General features: G+C 59.3%; 16 protein-coding genes and 1 pseudogene. 6 read left to right on the forward strand and 11 right to left on the reverse strand.

What is annotated here, in order from left to right:
- Nucleotides 1-4: 4 nt before the first annotated feature.
- Nucleotides 5-679: a dual specificity protein phosphatase family protein gene (locus B3N48_RS14850; protein WP_296184915.1), complete on the reverse strand. Its 675-nt coding sequence runs from the start codon at nucleotides 677-679 to the stop codon at nucleotides 5-7.
- Nucleotides 680-1,059: 380 nt separating this feature from the next.
- Here B3N48_RS14850 and B3N48_RS14855 point away from each other — a divergent pair, with 380 nt between their 5' ends.
- The 3 genes from B3N48_RS14855 to B3N48_RS14865 all read left to right on the forward strand — a co-directional run bounded on the left by B3N48_RS14855 (nucleotide 1,060) and on the right by B3N48_RS14865 (nucleotide 4,901).
- The gene (locus B3N48_RS14855; RefSeq protein ID WP_296184918.1) at nucleotides 1,060-2,118 is read left to right on the forward strand and encodes a PA0069 family radical SAM protein; all 1,059 of its coding nucleotides are present in this window, start codon (nucleotides 1,060-1,062) and stop codon (nucleotides 2,116-2,118) included.
- Between the two features lie 372 nt (nucleotides 2,119-2,490).
- The gene (locus tag B3N48_RS14860; protein WP_296184919.1) at nucleotides 2,491-3,225 is read left to right on the forward strand and encodes a carbonic anhydrase; all 735 of its coding nucleotides are present in this window, start codon (nucleotides 2,491-2,493) and stop codon (nucleotides 3,223-3,225) included.
- A 146-nt stretch (nucleotides 3,226-3,371) separates the two neighbouring features.
- A complete protein-coding gene (locus tag B3N48_RS14865) occupies nucleotides 3,372-4,901 on the forward strand; it encodes a SulP family inorganic anion transporter (protein WP_296184920.1) in 1,530 nt (509 codons plus the stop codon).
- A gap of 117 nt (nucleotides 4,902-5,018) precedes the next feature.
- Here the strand turns inward: B3N48_RS14865 and B3N48_RS14870 are convergent, their stop codons facing one another.
- Nucleotides 5,019-5,669, reverse strand: coding sequence for a hypothetical protein (locus tag B3N48_RS14870; protein ID WP_296184921.1), 651 nt, complete (start codon nucleotides 5,667-5,669; stop codon nucleotides 5,019-5,021).
- A 357-nt stretch (nucleotides 5,670-6,026) separates the two neighbouring features.
- Here B3N48_RS14870 and B3N48_RS14875 point away from each other — a divergent pair, with 357 nt between their 5' ends.
- Entirely contained in the window at nucleotides 6,027-6,659 is a 633-nt protein-coding gene (locus tag B3N48_RS14875) for an SCO family protein (RefSeq protein ID WP_296184922.1), read from the forward strand.
- 28 nt (nucleotides 6,660-6,687) lie between these two features.
- Here B3N48_RS14875 and B3N48_RS14880 read toward each other — a convergent pair whose 3' ends face one another.
- The 3 genes from B3N48_RS14880 to B3N48_RS14890 all read right to left on the reverse strand — a co-directional run bounded on the left by B3N48_RS14880 (nucleotide 6,688) and on the right by B3N48_RS14890 (nucleotide 9,210).
- Entirely contained in the window at nucleotides 6,688-7,461 is a 774-nt protein-coding gene (locus tag B3N48_RS14880) for a MetQ/NlpA family ABC transporter substrate-binding protein (RefSeq protein ID WP_296184923.1), read from the reverse strand.
- Between the two features lie 67 nt (nucleotides 7,462-7,528).
- Nucleotides 7,529-8,203, reverse strand: coding sequence for a methionine ABC transporter permease (locus B3N48_RS14885; protein ID WP_296184926.1), 675 nt, complete (start codon nucleotides 8,201-8,203; stop codon nucleotides 7,529-7,531).
- Nucleotides 8,203-9,210 (reverse strand): methionine ABC transporter ATP-binding protein, encoded by a 1,008-nt coding sequence (locus B3N48_RS14890; protein ID WP_296184929.1) that lies wholly within the window; start codon nucleotides 9,208-9,210, stop codon nucleotides 8,203-8,205. The genes B3N48_RS14885 and B3N48_RS14890 overlap by 1 nt, the downstream gene beginning before the upstream one ends.
- A 378-nt stretch (nucleotides 9,211-9,588) precedes the next feature.
- Here B3N48_RS14890 and katE point away from each other — a divergent pair.
- Nucleotides 9,589-11,760 (forward strand): annotated as a pseudogene (gene katE / locus B3N48_RS14895) (catalase HPII); the annotation flags it as partial.
- A gap of 146 nt (nucleotides 11,761-11,906) precedes the next feature.
- Here the strand turns inward: katE and B3N48_RS14900 are convergent.
- From B3N48_RS14900 to B3N48_RS14915, 4 genes are all read right to left on the reverse strand, one after another.
- Nucleotides 11,907-12,620: a PA5502 family lipoprotein gene (locus B3N48_RS14900; RefSeq protein ID WP_296184931.1), complete on the reverse strand. Its 714-nt coding sequence runs from the start codon at nucleotides 12,618-12,620 to the stop codon at nucleotides 11,907-11,909.
- A gap of 157 nt (nucleotides 12,621-12,777) precedes the next feature.
- Entirely contained in the window at nucleotides 12,778-13,560 is a 783-nt protein-coding gene (gene znuB, locus B3N48_RS14905; RefSeq protein WP_296184933.1) for a zinc ABC transporter permease subunit ZnuB, read from the reverse strand.
- Nucleotides 13,553-14,356, reverse strand: a complete 804-nt coding sequence (gene znuC / locus B3N48_RS14910; RefSeq protein ID WP_296184934.1) for a zinc ABC transporter ATP-binding protein ZnuC — start codon at nucleotides 14,354-14,356, stop codon at nucleotides 13,553-13,555. The genes znuB and znuC overlap by 8 nt, the downstream gene beginning before the upstream one ends.
- Nucleotides 14,356-14,838, reverse strand: a complete 483-nt coding sequence (locus B3N48_RS14915; protein WP_296184935.1) for a Fur family transcriptional regulator — start codon at nucleotides 14,836-14,838, stop codon at nucleotides 14,356-14,358. The genes znuC and B3N48_RS14915 overlap by 1 nt, the downstream gene beginning before the upstream one ends.
- A gap of 66 nt (nucleotides 14,839-14,904) precedes the next feature.
- On the opposite strand from B3N48_RS14915, the gene znuA reads away from it, so the two are divergent.
- Nucleotides 14,905-15,828 carry a zinc ABC transporter substrate-binding protein ZnuA gene (gene znuA / locus B3N48_RS14920; protein WP_414704240.1) on the forward strand — a complete coding sequence of 308 codons (924 nt, stop codon included), beginning with the start codon at nucleotides 14,905-14,907 and terminating at the stop codon, nucleotides 15,826-15,828.
- A gap of 188 nt (nucleotides 15,829-16,016) precedes the next feature.
- Here znuA and B3N48_RS14925 read toward each other — a convergent pair whose 3' ends face one another.
- Both B3N48_RS14925 and B3N48_RS14930 read right to left on the reverse strand, forming a co-directional pair.
- Nucleotides 16,017-16,967, reverse strand: a complete 951-nt coding sequence (locus tag B3N48_RS14925; RefSeq protein WP_296184939.1) for a homoserine kinase — start codon at nucleotides 16,965-16,967, stop codon at nucleotides 16,017-16,019.
- A 34-nt stretch (nucleotides 16,968-17,001) separates the two neighbouring features.
- Nucleotides 17,002-17,289, reverse strand: a complete 288-nt coding sequence (locus B3N48_RS14930; protein WP_296184940.1) for a DUF2782 domain-containing protein — start codon at nucleotides 17,287-17,289, stop codon at nucleotides 17,002-17,004.
- Nucleotides 17,290-17,331 lie beyond the last annotated feature (42 nt).

Below are 17,331 nucleotides of genomic sequence, written 5' to 3' on the forward strand. Positions count from 1 at the left end.
GGCGTTACAACCGCCAGAGAAGGGTCTGAATGCCCACCACATCCGTTTTCTGAAACCAGCCCTTGATCGCGCAGCTGGCAAACGCGCTGGTGCTGCAAGCGCCGCTGTTCAGCGCGGCTTTCAGGGCATCGACATCAACCTTGTTGATGTAGTCGATGCCATGCTTGAGGCTGTCTTCATCCCCAAATCCGCCGTGTTCCATCTCGTCCAGCGCGGCCTGCTTGCTCCAGTCTTGCACCATAATCCGGTACATCGCGGCGACCAAACCTGTTCGGTCCAGGCCGTGCTTGCAGTGCATCAGCACCGGCCCTGTTTCTTGCGCTGTCTGAATCGCGCGCAAGCTCTGAATAATGTCATCGTCGTCGACATGAACGGTCTGGAGCGGAATCTGCACTTGCGTCACAGCAGGATCGGACAGCCATGTGCTGTCGCTTTCCTTGATGAAATCCACCACCGTTGTCACGCCCAGCTGCTTTAACAGGGGCTGCGCCGCGGCGTCGGGTTGGCGACTGCGATACAGCGTCGGGGTCATTTGGTAGAGGTTGTAATGCGTGTCGACCGGCTGCGCCCATTGGCTAGGACGTGGCGTGGCAGAGAACGCGTCGTCAGTCTGAGCAAGCGCAAAAGAAGAAGCCGCCCACAGCGTGGCGACCAGCGGAGCGATCAATTTAAAGCGCATTGAGCAGTACCGTTCAAGCGAGCAGGGGCTGGAGGTGCCGCGAGTGTCGGTTCCGAGGGGTCAAGGCGGTGTGAGACAAATGTCAAAACTTCGTTGAGCGCATTTGCCACGACATTGGAACAGCCGAAGTTATTGTTTTTCACCCTGACGAGATTTGTTGAGTGAAGAGGCAACCACGCAATCCAGGTTTTGACTCGCGTTGTTACCTTCATACAGCGCATAGGCTGCGTCGGAAAAAGCAATGGGCGTTGTGCTGACTGCCGCGCAATGGTGGTGAGTCGGTGCCGTTTGTCCGAGGTCGGCGGCAGCAGTGCCAGGCCGGTAGAAGGACCGGGGCTAATTCTATACTGTATGAATAAACAGTCATTGGGGATGCCCGCATGTCGATTCATTTGCCGCCTCGTGGTCGCGGCACGGCCACCAATCCGCACAACCGCTTTGCCCCCAATCGCTCGGTAGCCGAAGACGACGGCTGGTATCAGGAGGTGCCCGTCACCCAAGGCACGACCGTCACGCTGGAAACCGCCAAGAGCATCATTGCGCGTAATTCGTCCCCCGACATTCCTTTCGACCGGTCGATCAACCCTTATCGCGGCTGCGAGCATGGCTGTATCTATTGTTATGCGCGTCCCAGCCATGCGTATTGGGACATGTCGCCGGGTCTGGATTTCGAGACGAAGCTGATCGCCAAAACCAACGCGGCCGCTTTGCTCGAGCAGCAACTGTCGAAGCCTGGGTACAGCGTCGCGCCCATTACGCTGGGCGCCAATACCGATCCGTATCAGCCCATCGAGCGCGAATACGCACTCACCCGCGCCACGCTGGAGGTGCTGCTGCGTTATCGCCATCCCGTGACGATCATCACCAAAGGCTCGTTGATCCTGCGCGATCTGGACCTGCTGTCAGAACTCGCGAAGCTGAATCTGGTGTCGGTGTTCATCAGCCTTACGTCTTTGGACGACGAACTCAAACGCATCCTCGAACCCCGGGCCGCCGCGCCCAAGGCCAGGCTGCGAGCCATTCGCGTGCTGCGGGATGCAGGTGTACCGGTCGGGGTGCTGCTGGCGCCGATGATCCCGATGATCAACGACATGGAGCTGGAAAAGCTCATGGTCGAAGCCAAAGCCGCTGGGGCCCTGAGCGCGAGCTATGTGATGCTGCGGCTGCCGCTGGAGGTCGCGCCGCTTTTTGAGGAGTGGTTGCAGGCGCATTACCCGCAACGGGCCGAGCACGTGATGAGCCTCGTCAGGCAAAGCCGAGGGGGCCAGGTGTACGACAGCCGGTTCGGATCGCGGATGCGTGGCGAAGGCGTATTCGCCGAACTGCTGGCGCAACGCTACAGTATGGCGGTGAAGAAACTGGGGCTGAATCAGCGCGAAAGTTTCAAGCTGGACTGCGAGGCGTTTTGTCCGCCGGGCGGCCAGATGTCGCTGTTGTGACTCGGATGGCGTCTCATACGCTGATGTAGGAGCGAGGCGCGACCCGCGATCTGCCGCGAAGCGGTGGTAAAACCAGGCAACTCGGTTCCGCTGGGGTACCGCGTGTCCCGGGTTTACGACGGCTGCGCAGCCGATCGCGGGACACGGCACGCGCCTACAGGCTCCACGATTCGCCGTCGCGTTAGATTTTCTAACGCCAGACCCGCGAGCTAGAGCGATGCATTCAGTTTCAATTAAGTTTTTATCGATAAGGTGTTTCGCAAGTGACCGGCTGGTCGCGCACAGATGGAATTGTCCGTCATGCCAGAAAAAAGTGGGACCTCCACGGGAATCACTGGAAACTCCACTTCAATCCGACAGAGAGGATGAGACATGAGCAACAGGGATAAACAACCTCAAGCTTCCACGGCCCCAGCCTCGGCCAAGGCTGAATCCGCCGACGAAGCGCTTCAACACATCGTCGATGGCTTCAAGCATTTCCGCCATGACGTCTTCCCCCAACAGGAAGAGCTGTTCAAGAAGCTCGCGACCGCCCAACACCCGCGAGCCATGTTCATCACCTGCGCAGACTCGCGCATCGTTCCAGAACTCATCACTCAAAGCTCGCCGGGCGACCTGTTCGTCACCCGTAACGTCGGCAACGTCGTGCCCCCTTATGGCCCGATGAACGGCGGCGTCTCCACTGCCATCGAATACGCGGTATTGGCGCTGGGCGTGCAGCACATTATCGTCTGCGGCCACTCCGATTGCGGCGCGATGCGCGCGGTGTTGAACCCGGACACCCTGGAAAAGATGCCGACGGTCAAAGCCTGGTTGCGTCACGCCGAGGTCGCCAAGACCGTGGTTCAAGACAACTGCAGCTGCTCCGGCGAGCACGAAACCATGCACGTGTTGACGGAAGAGAACGTCATCGCTCAGCTGCAACATTTGCGCACCCACCCTTCGGTGGCGTCGAAACTGGCGAGCGGTCAGCTGTTCATCCATGGCTGGGTCTACGACATCGAGACCAGCGAAATCCGCGCCTACGACGCCGAGCAGGACTGCTTCCTGCCGTTGGACGGCGATCACAAAGTCCCGATGGCCACGTTGCCGCGCGGGCGTTATTGATCTGCGATTGATCATCGGATGAACGCAGCGTCGCCCTCCTGACGCTGTTTCATCCCAACGCCTGAACCCCTTATCAAGCCCTTGGCGGCCGCGCAGTGCGCGTGCTGTTGGCTTCGTCACGTCTGAAGTTTTTGCGGAGAGTCGTCATGGCTACTACAGATCTCAAATCCTTGTTACCACGGGAGCTATTGGCTTCCGTGGTAGTGTTTCTGGTCGCCCTGCCGTTGTGCATGGGGATCGCCATCGCATCTGGCATGCCGCCAGCAAAAGGGCTGATCACAGGCATCATCGGTGGCATAGTGGTCGGCTGGCTGGCCGGTTCACCGTTGCAGGTCAGCGGCCCCGCAGCGGGGCTCGCGGTGTTGGTATTCGAGTTGGTGCGTGAGCACGGTATGGCCATGCTCGGGCCGATTCTGCTGCTGGCGGGTTTGCTGCAATTGCTGGCCGGTCGGCTCAAACTCGGTTGCTGGTTTCGCGTGACGGCGCCAGCGGTTGTCTACGGCATGCTCGCGGGGATTGGCGTGTTGATCGTGTTATCGCAGATGCATGTCATGTTCGACAGCGGCCCCAAACCGTCCGGGCTGGATAACCTGATCGCCTTCCCGCAAACCCTCTTCGGTGCGATCGGTCCGGGCAGCGGCATGCAGGCCGGGATGCTCGGGCTGGGTACGATTGCGGTGATGTGGCTGTGGGAAAAACGCCGTCCGCAAAAACTGCGATTCGTGCCAGGCGCCCTGCTGGGTGTGGGCATTGCGACGCTGGTGAGCCTGGCCATGAGTCTCGACGTGAAGCGCGTTGAGGTGCCGGCCAATCTTGCCGACGCCATCGACTGGCTACGTCCCGCCGACCTGCTGAACCTCGCTGATCCCGCGATACTCATCGCCGCCATCGCCGTCGCTTTCATCGCCAGCGCCGAAACGTTGCTTTCTGCGGCAGCAGTGGACCGCATGCATGACGGCCAGCGCTCTGACTTCGACAAAGAACTCAGCGCCCAAGGCGTCGGCAACATGCTGTGTGGGCTGGTGGGTGCGCTGCCGATGACTGGCGTGATCGTGCGCAGTTCGGCCAACGTTCAGGCCGGTGCGAAGACGCGCCTGTCGGCGATGTTCCACGGGCTCTGGTTGCTGGCATTCGTGCTACTGCTGTCGAGCGTCTTGCAGAGCATTCCGGTGGCGAGCCTTGCGGGCGTGCTGGTCTACACCGGGGTGAAGCTGGTGGACCTCAAAGCGTTGCGCGGATTGGGGCGTTATGGCCGCATGCCGATGTTTATTTATGGCGCGACGGCGAGTGCGATCATCCTGACGGATTTGCTGACGGGCGTGCTGATCGGCTTCGGTCTGACACTGGTGAAACTGGCGCTGAACGCCTCACGACTGAAGATCAACCTTGTAGACCTAGAAGCCGAGGGTGAAATGGAGCTGCGTCTGCACGGGGCCGCGACTTTCCTCAAAGTGCCTGCGTTGACGCAGGCGTTGGGCAACGTCCCGCCAGGCACGACGCTGCACGTGCCGCTGAGCAACCTCAGCTACATCGATCATTCATGTCTTGAACTGCTGGAAGAATGGGGGCGCGCCAACGCGGCTCAAGGCTCGCGGTTGTTGCTTGAGCAGCGTTTGTTGAAGCGACGCGTCGAGGGACGGATTCGCACCTCAATTGGGGGCGCGGCGTTACATTGACATCACGGCGAGCGCTGTGACTGTAAGAGTGAGCTTGCTCGCGATCAGGTTTGTCTGACCTGACGCTATTGTGAGCAAGCTTGCCCCAGCAGGTGTTCACGGCGATGTTGCGGCGGTTCAATCCTTCGCGCATTCCATCTCAAGCCCCACACCCAATTGGCGGGACAGGCTCGGCCAGCGCTTCCACGCGGCTTCGGTGTCGGCACTCGCGAGGTGTTCGCGATACGCCTCGACCGATTCAATTGAAAAGCTCTGTTCGTCCAGCATTTCGTCGATGGCGTGATGCACCACTTCATCGAGTTGGTTGGCGAAATCCTCGCCGATCAACTGATGCGCAATGACGCTGGCCACGGTGGTGTTCACCGGGATGAGTGGCTGGCCGAGATGCCCGATGTACAGGTCGTTCACTTCTTCTACCAGACGATGCGCCAGATACGCCTCGTCCAGCAGGCTGTCGAGCCCTTCGTGGCCGTCCATGATGGCAGGCGGCGCACTGAAGAATTGCTCGGCGATTTTGAGCACCGGTTTGATCTGATCCTCGATCCCGGCCTGCACGGCCACGTCGTTGGCAGCGTCCAGCAAGTCTGGGACCTGATCGATATAAGCATTGACGAAACGCGCCAGAACGGCCCCGGCATTGACGTCCGGGAGATGGATGGCGGGGTGCAGATGAGGGAGTTGCAGTTCGAGTTGGCGCAATAGCTGACCAGTCTCAGTCTCGTGTTCCTGTGCTCGTGTGATCTGCTCGCGCAATGCGGCGATGTTCATGGATGCTCCATAGGGCGATAAACCAGGCAGTGATTATAGGGAAATCCCTACGTTAGCTGGCTTACGACAGCAGTTAAGACGTAATTGTCATAACAGTTTCATGGTTATGTGCCTTGGCTATTAAAACGCCACTTCTGGAGCCTTTTCAGCCAAAGACCTCCTAATGCTGCGCCTGTGAAGCCAGGTTCATAGGTATCAACGGCCAGTGCATCGCCATTTGATGACTGTTCCTCAGACATGGTTGCAGCGCCGGTACGCCTTAATCGCCGGCGCCATCGCCGACCCGAGGCGATTCACTTTCTGTACGGGCCCTGCGTGTTGTACCGTGGCAGCCGATCAATTCTCGATGCTGAATTTATGACCCGAACTCAAAAAACCGTGTTCATCCTTGTGGCCATCGTGGCGGTGGTTCTTGGCCTGACCGTTAACCGGGCGCTGTCCGGCAAAAGCCAGGGCGACCAGACCGCGCTGATCGACGCAGGGGTCATCCTGCTGCCGCAAAGCCGCACCTTACCGGACCTGAAACTCACCGATCAGGACGGCCAGCCGGTCTCGCTGGATTCGCTCAAAGACAAATGGACGCTGCTGTTCTTCGGCTACACCTTCTGCCCGGACATCTGCCCCACCACCCTGGCCCAACTGCGCCAGATCAAAGGCGAACTGCCGCAAGAGACCGTCAACAAGATGCGCGTCGTGCTGATCAGCGTCGACCCAAACCGGGACACGCCGCAGCAGTTGAAGACGTATCTGGGTTATTTCGACAAGCAGTTCGTCGGCCTGACAGCGCCTGTCGACACCATTCAGAAGCTGGCCAATGCCGTGAGCATTCCGTTCATCCCGGCCGATACCAGCAAGCCGAATTACACCGTCGACCACAGCGGCAACCTCGCCCTCCTCGGCCCCGACGGCACCCAACGTGGCTTCATCCGCGCGCCGATCAACAACCAGAAACTGGTCGCGCAACTGCCGGGGTTGGTGGAGAGAAGGTGAAAGGTCAGGTTCGCAAAGAACGTTGAGATCAGAACGCCGGAACAACGGCCCCTTTGTATTTCTCGACGATGAATTGCTTGGTCTCAGGGCTGTGCAGCGCGGCGACCAGTTTCTGAATCGCAGGCGCGTCTTTGTTGTCTTCGCGCGTCACCAGGATGTTGGCGTACGGCGACTCCTGACCTTCGATGATTAACGCGTCCTTGGTGGGATCGAGCTTGGCGGTCAGCGCGTAGTTGGTGTTGATCAACGCCAGGTCCACCTGGGTCAGCACACGCGGCAGGGTCGCGGCTTCCAGCTCGCGGAATTTCAGCGCTTTAGGGTTCTGCAGCACGTCGCTCGGCTTGGCGGTGATGCTGGTCGGGTCTTTCAAGGTGATCAGGCCAGCCTTGACCAGTAGCAGAAAGGCACGGCCTTCGTTGGTCGCATCGTTCGGCAGTGCAACGGTCGCGCCATCCGGCAGGTCAGCCAGGTTCTTGATCTTGTCCGAGTACGCGCCGAAAGGCTCGACGTGCACCTTGGCCACGCTCACCAAATGCGTGCCTTTGCCCTTGTTGAACTCATCCAGATACGGCTGGTGCTGGAAAAAGTTGGCGTCCATGCGCTTCTGATCGACCTGCACGTTTGGCTGGATGTAGTCGTTGAACACCTTCACGTTCAACGTCACCCCTTCTTTGGCCAGCGCAGGTTTTACGAACTCCAGAATCTCGGCATGGGGCACCGCAGTGGCCGCCACCGTCAGGGTTTCATCGGCGTGGGCGGACAATGCGGCCACAGCAGCGAATACGGCCAACAGTTTTTTCATAACGCTTTACTCCTTGAAATGCGCACCCCAGGGCACGCATCTGCCGATCACGTGTCGGCCCATTCGATTAACGGTGTGAGAAGTGCGCGACCAGCTTGTCGCCCACGGTTTGCAGGATCTGCACCAGCACCAGCAGCAATACGACCGTCACGAACATCACATCGTTCTGGAAGCGCTGGTAACCGTAGCGAATCGCCAGGTCACCCAGGCCGCCCGCACCCACTGCACCGGCCATGGCGGTGAACGACACCAAGGCAATCGCAGTGACCGTGATCGCCGCCAGAATGCCCGGCCGCGCTTCTGGCAGCAGGGCTTTGACAATGATCTGCCGGGTCGTGGCGCCCATCGCCTGGATCGCCTCGATGATCCCGCGATCCACCTCCCGCAGCGCGGTTTCCACCAGGCGCGCAAAGAACGGCGTGGCGCCGGCGATCAGCGGCGGTAGCGTGCCGAGAATCCCCAGCGACGTGCCGGTGATGATTTCGGTCAGCGGCATCATCACGATCAGCAAGATGATGAAAGGCAGCGCCCGCAGCATGTTCACGATCAGGCCGATGGTCGCGTAGACCGGCTTGTTCTCGAGCAGTTGGCGCGGCGAGGTGAGGAACATCAGCACGCCGAGGGGCAAGCCCAGGAGCACCGTGAATGCCAGGGAAATGCCCAGCATGATCAGGGTATCGCCGGTGGCGACCCAGATTTCATACCAGTCGACGTTGGAAAACAGAGCAGCCAAAGTTTCCATCAGCGCAGGACCTCCATGTGAACGTCAGCTGCGGTGAAGCGAGCAAACGCGGCCTCCATGTCGCCGCCAGTAATGGCCAGCGTCAGCTGCCCGTAGGGGGTGTCTTTGATGCGGTCGATTCGTCCGGCCAGGATGCTGTAGTCCACACCGGTTTCACGAGCGACCGTACCCAACAGCGGCGCGTAAGTCGCATCGCCCTGAAACGTGAGACGCACGATGCGGCCTTGAACGTGAGCGAAGTCGCTGTTTTGTTCGTTCTCATCGACCTGCTCGTCTTCCTGCACGAAACGGCGAGTGGTCGGGTGGTTAGGGTGCAGGAACACATCGGCCACCGCCCCTTGCTCGACGATCACGCCTGCGTCCATTACCGCCACCTGATCGCAAACGCGACGAATCACGTCCATTTCGTGAGTGATCAGCACGATGGTCAGCTTCAACTCGCGGTTGATCTCGGCCAGCAGTTGCAGGACCGAGGCTGTGGTTTGCGGATCGAGCGCACTGGTGGCCTCGTCGCACAGCAGAATCTTCGGCTTGGTCGCCAAAGCGCGGGCAATGCCGACGCGTTGTTTCTGACCGCCGGACAGCTGCGCCGGGTACTTTTTCGCGTGATCAGACAACCCGACCCGCGCCAGCAACTCGGCAACGCGCTGATCGATCTGCGCCCGAGACATGTCGCCGGCCAGGGTCAGCGGCATCGCGACATTGTCGGCCACGGTTTTGGAAGACAGCAGATTAAAGTGCTGGAAGATCATCCCGACCTGACGACGAAACCCTCGAAGGCCGTCGGCATCGAGCGCGGTGACATCGACGTCATCGACCCGGATCGTGCCGCCACTCGGGGCTTCCAGGCGATTGATCAGACGCAGCATCGTGCTTTTGCCGGCGCCGGAATGGCCGATCAGACCAAACACCTGGCCGTTTTCGATCCGCAGGCTGGTGGGGTGCAGCGCGGGAATTTCCCTGTCGGCAACCCGATAGGTTTTATGGACGTTTTGAAACTCGATCACGTAGCGAACCTTGTGGGGGCGCGTTGGAAATTCAGCGTGAGAACAGCCTCGAACGCTGCTGGGCGACTTGAGAGGTGGAACCGTCTATCGCCTCGGCTGGATAAACCGGGCGCGCATTTTAGCCTGTCGTGTCGGGATTGGGCCGAGAATTCTTAGCATTTATTTGGTGGATCACCTGCCGAACGGTCATATCGGGCTGCATCGTCAATGGAGCAACGGTAGACCAAAGGTGCGAAAAAACACGGAACGCTCATTTTCATCCTCAGTCACTACATTAGCGCCGAATTTTCCCTGTGAGTTGTCCGGGAAATTCCTGCTTAACGAGCTCATACCGATTTCCCCCACGGGACACCGAGAAAAGAGCCGCCTGAACCGAGGAGTCTTTGTCCGATGGCTACGAAAAAACCTACACCTGTAACGGCGACACCGAAAAGCGAACTGGCAGGCACCGACACTCTGGATCGGGGCAACACCAACGAAAAGCTCGACAGTCTTGAGCAATTCCGTTCCGACGCTACTGGCCAGGCCCTGCGCACCAACCAAGGTGTGAAAGTCTCCGATAACCAAAACACGCTGAAGGTCGGCAATCGAGGTCCATCGCTGCTCGAAGACTTCATCATGCGTGAAAAGATCACTCACTTTGACCATGAGCGCATCCCGGAGCGTATCGTCCACGCTCGCGGTACAGCGGCCCACGGCTATTTTCAAAGCTATGAAAACCATTCCGCGCTGAGCAAGGCCGAATTCTTGCGCGACCCAGGGAAAAAGACCCCTGTCTTCGTTCGATTTTCCACCGTGCAAGGCCCACGCGGCTCGGGCGATACCGTTCGCGACGTGCGCGGCTTTGCGGTGAAGTTTTACACCGCCGAGGGTAACTACGACCTGGTCGGCAACAACATGCCGGTCTTTTTCATTCAAGACGCCATCAAATTTCCTGACTTCGTGCATGCCGTGAAACCTGAGCCGCACAATGAGATTCCTACCGGCGGATCGGCACACGACACCTTCTGGGATTTCGTGTCGCTGGTGCCAGAGTCGGCGCACATGGTGATCTGGGCCATGTCCGACCGCGCGATTCCAAAAAGCCTGCGCACCATGCAGGGCTTCGGCATTCACACGTTCCGCATGATCAATACCGAGGGCAAATCCTCGTTCGTCAAATTCCACTGGAAGCCGAAATACGGCACCTGCTCGCTGTTGTGGGATGAGGCGCAGAAACTTGCCGGTAAGGACACTGACTACCACCGCCGCGACCTGTGGGAATCTATCGAATCGGGCGACTATCCCGAGTGGGAACTGGGTGTGCAGATCGTCGCCGAAGAAGACGAACATAAGTTCGATTTCGACTTGCTGGACCCAACCAAGATCATCCCTGAAGAAATGGTGCCGGTTACGCCACTGGGCAAGATGGTGCTCAACCGCAACCCGGACAACTATTTCGCCGAAACCGAACAAGTTGCCTTCTGTCCAGGCCACGTGGTGCCGGGAATCGACTTCTCCAATGACCCGCTGCTGCAAGGCCGTCTGTTTTCCTACACGGATACGCAGATCAGCCGACTCGGTGGTCCGAACTTTCACGAGATTCCGATCAATCGCCCGGTCTCGCCGAACCACAGTGGCCAGCGCGATGCTCAGCACCGCATGACCATCGACAAAGGCCGTGCGTCCTACGAGCCAAATTCCATCGACGGTGGCTGGCCGAAAGAGACACCGGCAGGCCCTGAAGATGGTGGCTTCGAGACTTATCAAGAGCGTGTAGAAGCGCACAAGGTTCGCGAGCGCAGCCCTTCGTTCGGCGATCACTTCTCCCAAGCCACGCTGTTTTTCAACAGCATGAGCGAACATGAGAAAGAGCACATCATCGCGGCTTACAGCTTCGAACTGGGCAAAGTCGAGCGAGAATACATTCGTGCACGTCAGGTGAACGAGATTCTCGCCAATATCGACATGACCCTTGCTACGCGTGTCGCCGCCAATCTGGGTCTGCCAGCGCCGAAAGGCCCAACCGTTAAGGCTCAGAAAACCGGTAAGCCAACCGTGGATAAGTCGCCTCTGTTGAGTCAGACCAATCTGCTGTCTGGTGACATCGCGTCCCGCAAAGTGGCAATCATCATTGCCGATGGCGTGGACGACAAAGCCGTAGCGGCGATGAAAGCAGCACTCGAAGCAGAAGCCGCGCACGCCAAAATCCTTGGTCCGACCTCGGCACCGGTCAAAACCGCAGGCGGCCAGACCCTGGCAGTGGATGCGTCGATTGAAGGGTTGCCGTCGATTGCCTTCGACGCGGTCTTCATTCCAGGAGGCGCGGCGTCGATCAAAGCGCTCAGCGGTAACGGCGTGGCGTTGCATTACGTGCTTGAGGCTTATAAGCACCTCAAAGCCATCTCTTACGCTGGCGAAGCGAAAGAGCTGATCGACCTGTTGCGTCTGGAAGCGGACGCGGGGCTGTTGGCGGTGTCGGACACCAAATCGTTCAACGCCTTCTTCGAAGCCATCAAACAGCATCGCGTATGGGCGCGTGAGCCGAAGGCTAAGGCGATTCCTGCGTAATCGTGCTGTGAGGGTGGGTCTGACTCACCCCGAACCTGGGGGAGGCGGTTTGCTGGCTCCCACAGTCGTTATGTCAATAGTTGTGTCAATCCAATAAAAAAGGCGTTGCCTGTGAGGGCAACGCCTTTCTTTTGATCAAAAAGTGATCAGAGCTTGGCGGGTTTCAAAACAATCTGCGCAGGTTCAGTCTTCTCGATCTCACGCTGGATCTGCAACTCGAAATCCGGATTGATCTTCGTTACCCGCTTGGTCAACAGTGTTGCCAGCCACGGATAGTCGTCAGTGCGCGGCACTTGGACAGTCACGTCGCAGTTGAAAGCCGTGATATCGGCAGCGATGTCATTCAATTGGCGCCGCAGTTGTTTCGAATCGGTGATTTTCAGTGCAATGGTAGTGCTATCAACGGTCGGGTCAATGATTTTGGCAGTGCGTTTGGCTTCGGCAGCGCGCAGTTCGGCTTCGGCTTTCTCGAGCTCGGCCTTGCGCGCGTTGGCGATGGCGCCATTGACCCCGCTGGTCAGCGCGGGCGCTTTAGGCATCAAGGCGCGGGCACGGCTGAGGGCTGTGGCAGCGGCGTTGACATCGCCCTTCTGCAATACGATCTGGCTGCGGCTCAAGTAAGCCTCGGCCAGCTGGCGCTGGTATTGCTCCAGACGCGGGTCGTCAGCGTTCTTGCTTTGCAAAGCGGCGAGTTGATCTTCAGCGGTGGCCAATTCGCTGCTGGCAATGTTCTGTTCCAACTGCTGGTAGGCGTCGGGGGCCGCCACTGAGACGGTCTGCTCGACGGGCTTGCTCTGGCAAGCGCCCAACAGAATGGAAAATGCAGCAAGCAGCAGATAACGGGATGCGAACGGCTTCATTCCTGCGATTCTCTATTTGCGCAAAAAACGAGCAAGTCTACACATAAGTGCCTTGCACCGAAAATAACTGATCACCATCGGCGACGCTGAACCGAATCATTGCACATTGCCGCCATTCAATGATTGCCGAGTATGACTCTGCATCCCGAGCAAGGTTCTACCGCTTGGGCAAAAGGAAGCTGAGCAGAAACAGCGCGGCGGCGCAGACCACAATCGACGGGCCTGCAGGCGTGTCCTTGAACCATGACAGGGCCAGTCCGCCACACACCGCCAAAATGCCGATCACGCTGGCGCCGAGGGCCATTTGCTCCGGCGAGCGGGCGTGACGTTGGGCCGCAGCGGCAGGGATGATCAACAGCGACGTGATCAGCAGCACGCCGACGATTTTCATGGCCACGGCGATCACGACCGCAATCAACAACATCAACGTCATACGCAACGCCGCAACGGGCAGGCCTTCAACGGTGGCCAGTTCTTCGTGCACCGTGATCGCCAGCAACGGGCGCCACAGCGCGCAGATCAACACCAGCACGGCCGCGCTGCCGCCTAGAATCCAGGCCAGGTCGGCGGGGCTGATCGCCAACAGATCGCCGAACAGGTAGCCCATCAGGTCGATGCGCACTTCACGCATGAAACTCAGCACCACCAACCCGAGGGACAACGTGCTGGGGGCGAGAATACCTAGCAACGTGTCGGAGGCCAGCGGCTGACGTTGTTGCAGGGTGACCAGCAGAATCGCGAGCAGCAGGCAGCCGACCGTCACCGCGATGGTCGGGCTGATGTCCAACAAAAAGCCCAGCGCCACGCCGAGCAAGGCCGCGTGAGACAAGGTGTCGCCGAAATAGGCCATGCGCCGCCAGACCACAAACGACCCAAGGGGGCCTGCAACCACTGCCAGCGCGAGGCCTGCGAGCAAGGCATAAAGTAGAAAATCAGCCATGCTTGCAGCTGTCCCCGTGGTCATGGTTGTGAGCGGGAGGATGGTCGTGAGTGTGTTCGGCGGGTTGGCAAACCTCGCCGTGCAGGTCGTGGGCGTGGTCGTGATGGTGGTGATAGATCGCCAGGCTCGGCGCATTTTGGCCGAACAGCTCGACAAACGCCGGGTCGTTGCTGACCTGCTCGGGATGGCCGGAGCAGCAAACATGGCGATTCAGGCAGACCACCTGATCGGTCGTGCTCATCACCAAATGCAGATCGTGGGACACCATCAGCACGCCGCACTTATGGCGATTGCGCAGTTGGGTGATCAGCGCGTAAAGCTCGGCCTGCCCGGCCACGTCCACGCCCTGCACAGGTTCGTCGAGGACCAGCAATTCAGGCTCACGCAGCAGCGCGCGGGCCAGCAAGACTCGCTGCATTTCGCCGCCGGAAATGCCCTGCAACGGGCTGTCGATGACTTTTTCGGCGCCGACCTCAACCAATGCCGCCAGTGCCGTATCGCGATCAACCCCCGGCACCAGCCGCAGAAAACGCAGGACTGACAACGGTAGCGTCGGATCCACATGAAGTTTTTGCGGCATGTAACCCACACGCAGCTTGGGCTTGCGCCAGACATCACCCGCGTCGGGTTTGAGCAGGCCAAGAACGGCGCGCACCAGCGTGGTCTTGCCCGCGCCGTTGGGGCCGATCAGGGTCACGATTTCGCCAGAGCTGACACTCAGCTGAATGTTGTCCAGCACGCTCTGCCCAGAGCGCGTAACGCTAACGCCCTGCAGGCGAATCAATGCGTCGCTCATCAGGCAGCCTTGCAGCCAGCACACACCCCGACGATTTCGACAGTTTGGGTTTCAACGTCAAAACCGACTTCGTTGGCGGCGCTGACGATGGCCGCACTGATAGCGCCGTGCTGAAGCTCAATGGCGGCGTGGCAAGCGCGGCAGATCAGGAACTGGCCCTGATGCGCATGGGTCGGGTGGTTACACCCGGCGAAGGCGTTGAGTGAGGCAATGCGATGCACCAGGCCGTTTTCCAGGAGGAAATCCAGCGCGCGATAAACCGTCGGCGGCGCGGCACGGCGACCATCTTCTTCGCTCAGAACGGCGAGGATGTCGTAAGCGCCCAGTGGCTTGTGGCTTTGCCAGACCAGCTCCAGCACGCGACGACGCAGAGCGGTCAGGCGCAGGCCTTTGCCAGCGCAGAGCGCATCGGCTTCAGCAAGCGCACTGTGGACGCAATGAGAGTGATCGTGAGGGCGACTGGCCAGCGGTGTTTTAGACATGGGCGGCGACGGCTTTTGTGAGAGACGTTATTATGTTACCCGTTCCTGCCCCCATGAGTGGTCATCGTGTCCCGACTTTTTTTACTTTTTGTCGTTTTTATCACAGGCTTTTCCGCTATCACCCCCGCCCAGGCCGACGTTCGTGTGCTGACCAGTATCAAGCCGCTACAGCTGATTGCAGCGGCCGTGCAGGACGGCATTGCCGTGCCGGAAGTGTTGCTGCCGCCAGGGGCTTCGCCGCATAACTATGCACTGCGCCCTTCCGACGTACGGCGCGTGCAAGACGTTGATCTGCTCTATTGGATCGGGCCCGACATGGAGACTTTCCTGCCCCGCGTGCTCGCCGGTCGCACTAAAGCCTCGGTGCCGGTTCAATCGCTGCCCGGCATGCATCTGCGTACGTTCACCGCCAGCAGCGCGCATCACGACGATGATGATGACGACGAGCATGATCACGATCACCGCCCCGGCAGCGTCGATGCGCATCTGTGGTTATCCACCGTCAACGCCCGGGTGATCGCGGCGAAGATGGCGGCTGATCTGAGCGAGGCCGATCCTGCAAATGCCGCTCGCTACGACAGCAACGTCAAAGCCTTCGATGCACGGCTGGACGCGCTGGACGCGAAGATCAAGCAGCGCGTGGCGGGCATCACCGATAAGAAATATTTTGTGTTTCATGAAGCCTTCGATTATTTCGAAGAGGCTTATGGCTTGAAGCATGCCGGGGTGTTCGCGGTGAGTCACGAAGTCCAGCCCGGCGCCCAGCATGTCGCCGCCATGCGCGCGCGGCTGGCGGAATATGGCAAGACCTGTGTGTTCAGTGAGCCGCCATTGCGCCCCAAGTTGGCCGACACCCTGAGCGCAGGTTTGCCAGTGAAGCTGGCAGAGCTGGACGGTTTAGGCGGTTATACCCCTGCGACCGCGCAAGGGTATGAGCACGTGTTGAGCAAGCTGGCGGATGATCTGGCGGGGTGTCTGGAGTCGTTGTGATAGGCGTTGCCTTCAACTGGCGTGAATCGCTTAGGGCGTGAGGCTGCATGAATTCTGTGGGAGTGAGCTTGCCCACGAAGACTGCATTCCAGGCCCGCCAAGGGTTCGGATGTACTGACCTCTTTGTGAGCAAGTTCACTCCCGCAGTTATGGGTCAGCAGTGCCGACCCGGCGGACCAGGCTAACGCTTACAACGCAAACGGCAGCGGAATGTGTGTTTCCTGACGCTGCTCCAGCCGCTTGCGGAATTCGCCCGGGTCGTGAATCAACACGTCTTGCCCGGCAAAACTCTCGGCCGCAATCAGGCGCGACACCCAAAATCGCACGCAGCCTACGCGCAACATTGTCGACCACAATTGCGCTTCTGCCGCTGTGAACGGACGCAGCGCCGCGTACGCCCCCAACAATGCGCGAGCCCGCGGTGCGTCGATGCTGCCATCCTCGAACGAACACCAGTCATTCACCGCAATCGCCACGTCATACAGCATCGGCGCCGAACAGGCATTGTAGAAATCGATGACGCCGGTCAGGTGCGTGCCTTCGAACAACGTGTTGTCACGGAACAGGTCGGCGTGCACGTTGGCGCGCGGCAAGGCCATGATCCTGGCCTGTTCGCGGGCAATTTCTTCGACCGAGGCCTTCAGTAGCGACCCTTCAGCCTGGTTCAGATGCGAGATGAAGTTGGTGCCCTCTTTGAGCATCCATTCCAGGCCCCGATCGGTGCGGCGTTCGATGGTTTTCTCGCGGGTTGCCAGATGCATGTGCGCCAGGAACTCGCCGATCTGCATGCAGTGTTGAGTGTTAGGGTCACTCGGGTGCTTGCCCGACAGGCGCGGTTGCAGCAGCGCCGGTTTGCCTTTCAGCTCCCGCAACGCCTGGCCGTCAGTAGTGCGCAACGCGTAAGGCACGGGCAGATCGGCATCGTGCAGCACGTCCAGCAATTCGATGAAGAATGGCATCTCCTGCACCGGACCACGCTCGACCAGCGTCAGCACGAACTCGCCTTTTTCCATGCTGATAAAGAAATTGGTGTTTTCACTTCCGGCTGCGATGCCTTGGAAATCACGCAGTTGGCCGAGCCCGTAAGGGGCGAGAAAAGCTTCCAGCTCGGGCCGAGCCAGGGGAGTAAAAACGGACATATGAACACTGCCAGCAAAAAGTGAATGTAGGGCGTTACCAGCTGAATAATACCCATTGGGGAATCAGCATGTCCGGTTGATCCGAACGAATGAATTGACCGCTCGTGCCGTCTGCACGCACCAGATAGTACGGCTTGCCGTGTTTCGGCGTGATTTTGACCGCGTAAACGAACCCGTTGGCCTTGTATTCCTGAACGAAGTTGTCGCCGTCCTTGCGGATCGTGACGTCAGGCTCCGCGGACGGTGCGTCATCATCGGCCGCCGCCATCAGCGGGCACGCAGCCATCCAGCCGACCAGTAACAGGCGATTTAGCGCGCGCATGATAACCTTGTGCCTTTGTCGTCAACGGTCCCCGCATTCTAG

The organism is Pseudomonas sp. UBA1879 (assembly GCF_002338065.1).
Classification (GTDB): domain Bacteria; phylum Pseudomonadota; class Gammaproteobacteria; order Pseudomonadales; family Pseudomonadaceae; genus Aquipseudomonas.

What these genes read in the sequence shown, in the direction of transcription:
- B3N48_RS14885 (WP_296184926.1), bottom strand. Translation starts at nt 8,203, where the DNA reads ATGGAAACTTTGGCTGCTCTGTTTTCCAACGTCGACTGGTATGAAATC.
- B3N48_RS14850 (WP_296184915.1), bottom strand. Translation starts at nt 679, where the DNA reads ATGCGCTTTAAATTGATCGCTCCGCTGGTCGCCACGCTGTGGGCGGCT.
- B3N48_RS14870 (WP_296184921.1), bottom strand. Translation starts at nt 5,669, where the DNA reads ATGAACATCGCCGCATTGCGCGAGCAGATCACACGAGCACAGGAACAC.
- B3N48_RS14930 (WP_296184940.1), bottom strand. Translation starts at nt 17,289, where the DNA reads ATGCGCGCGCTAAATCGCCTGTTACTGGTCGGCTGGATGGCTGCGTGC.
- B3N48_RS14875 (WP_296184922.1), top strand. Translation starts at nt 6,027, where the DNA reads ATGACCCGAACTCAAAAAACCGTGTTCATCCTTGTGGCCATCGTGGCG.
- B3N48_RS14925 (WP_296184939.1), bottom strand. Translation starts at nt 16,967, where the DNA reads ATGTCCGTTTTTACTCCCCTGGCTCGGCCCGAGCTGGAAGCTTTTCTC.
- B3N48_RS14900 (WP_296184931.1), bottom strand. Translation starts at nt 12,620, where the DNA reads ATGAAGCCGTTCGCATCCCGTTATCTGCTGCTTGCTGCATTTTCCATT.
- B3N48_RS14860 (WP_296184919.1), top strand. Translation starts at nt 2,491, where the DNA reads ATGAGCAACAGGGATAAACAACCTCAAGCTTCCACGGCCCCAGCCTCG.
- B3N48_RS14855 (WP_296184918.1), top strand. Translation starts at nt 1,060, where the DNA reads ATGTCGATTCATTTGCCGCCTCGTGGTCGCGGCACGGCCACCAATCCG.
- B3N48_RS14880 (WP_296184923.1), bottom strand. Translation starts at nt 7,461, where the DNA reads ATGAAAAAACTGTTGGCCGTATTCGCTGCTGTGGCCGCATTGTCCGCC.
- B3N48_RS14915 (WP_296184935.1), bottom strand. Translation starts at nt 14,838, where the DNA reads ATGTCTAAAACACCGCTGGCCAGTCGCCCTCACGATCACTCTCATTGC.
- znuB (WP_296184933.1), bottom strand. Translation starts at nt 13,560, where the DNA reads ATGGCTGATTTTCTACTTTATGCCTTGCTCGCAGGCCTCGCGCTGGCA.
- B3N48_RS14865 (WP_296184920.1), top strand. Translation starts at nt 3,372, where the DNA reads ATGGCTACTACAGATCTCAAATCCTTGTTACCACGGGAGCTATTGGCT.
- znuC (WP_296184934.1), bottom strand. Translation starts at nt 14,356, where the DNA reads ATGAGCGACGCATTGATTCGCCTGCAGGGCGTTAGCGTTACGCGCTCT.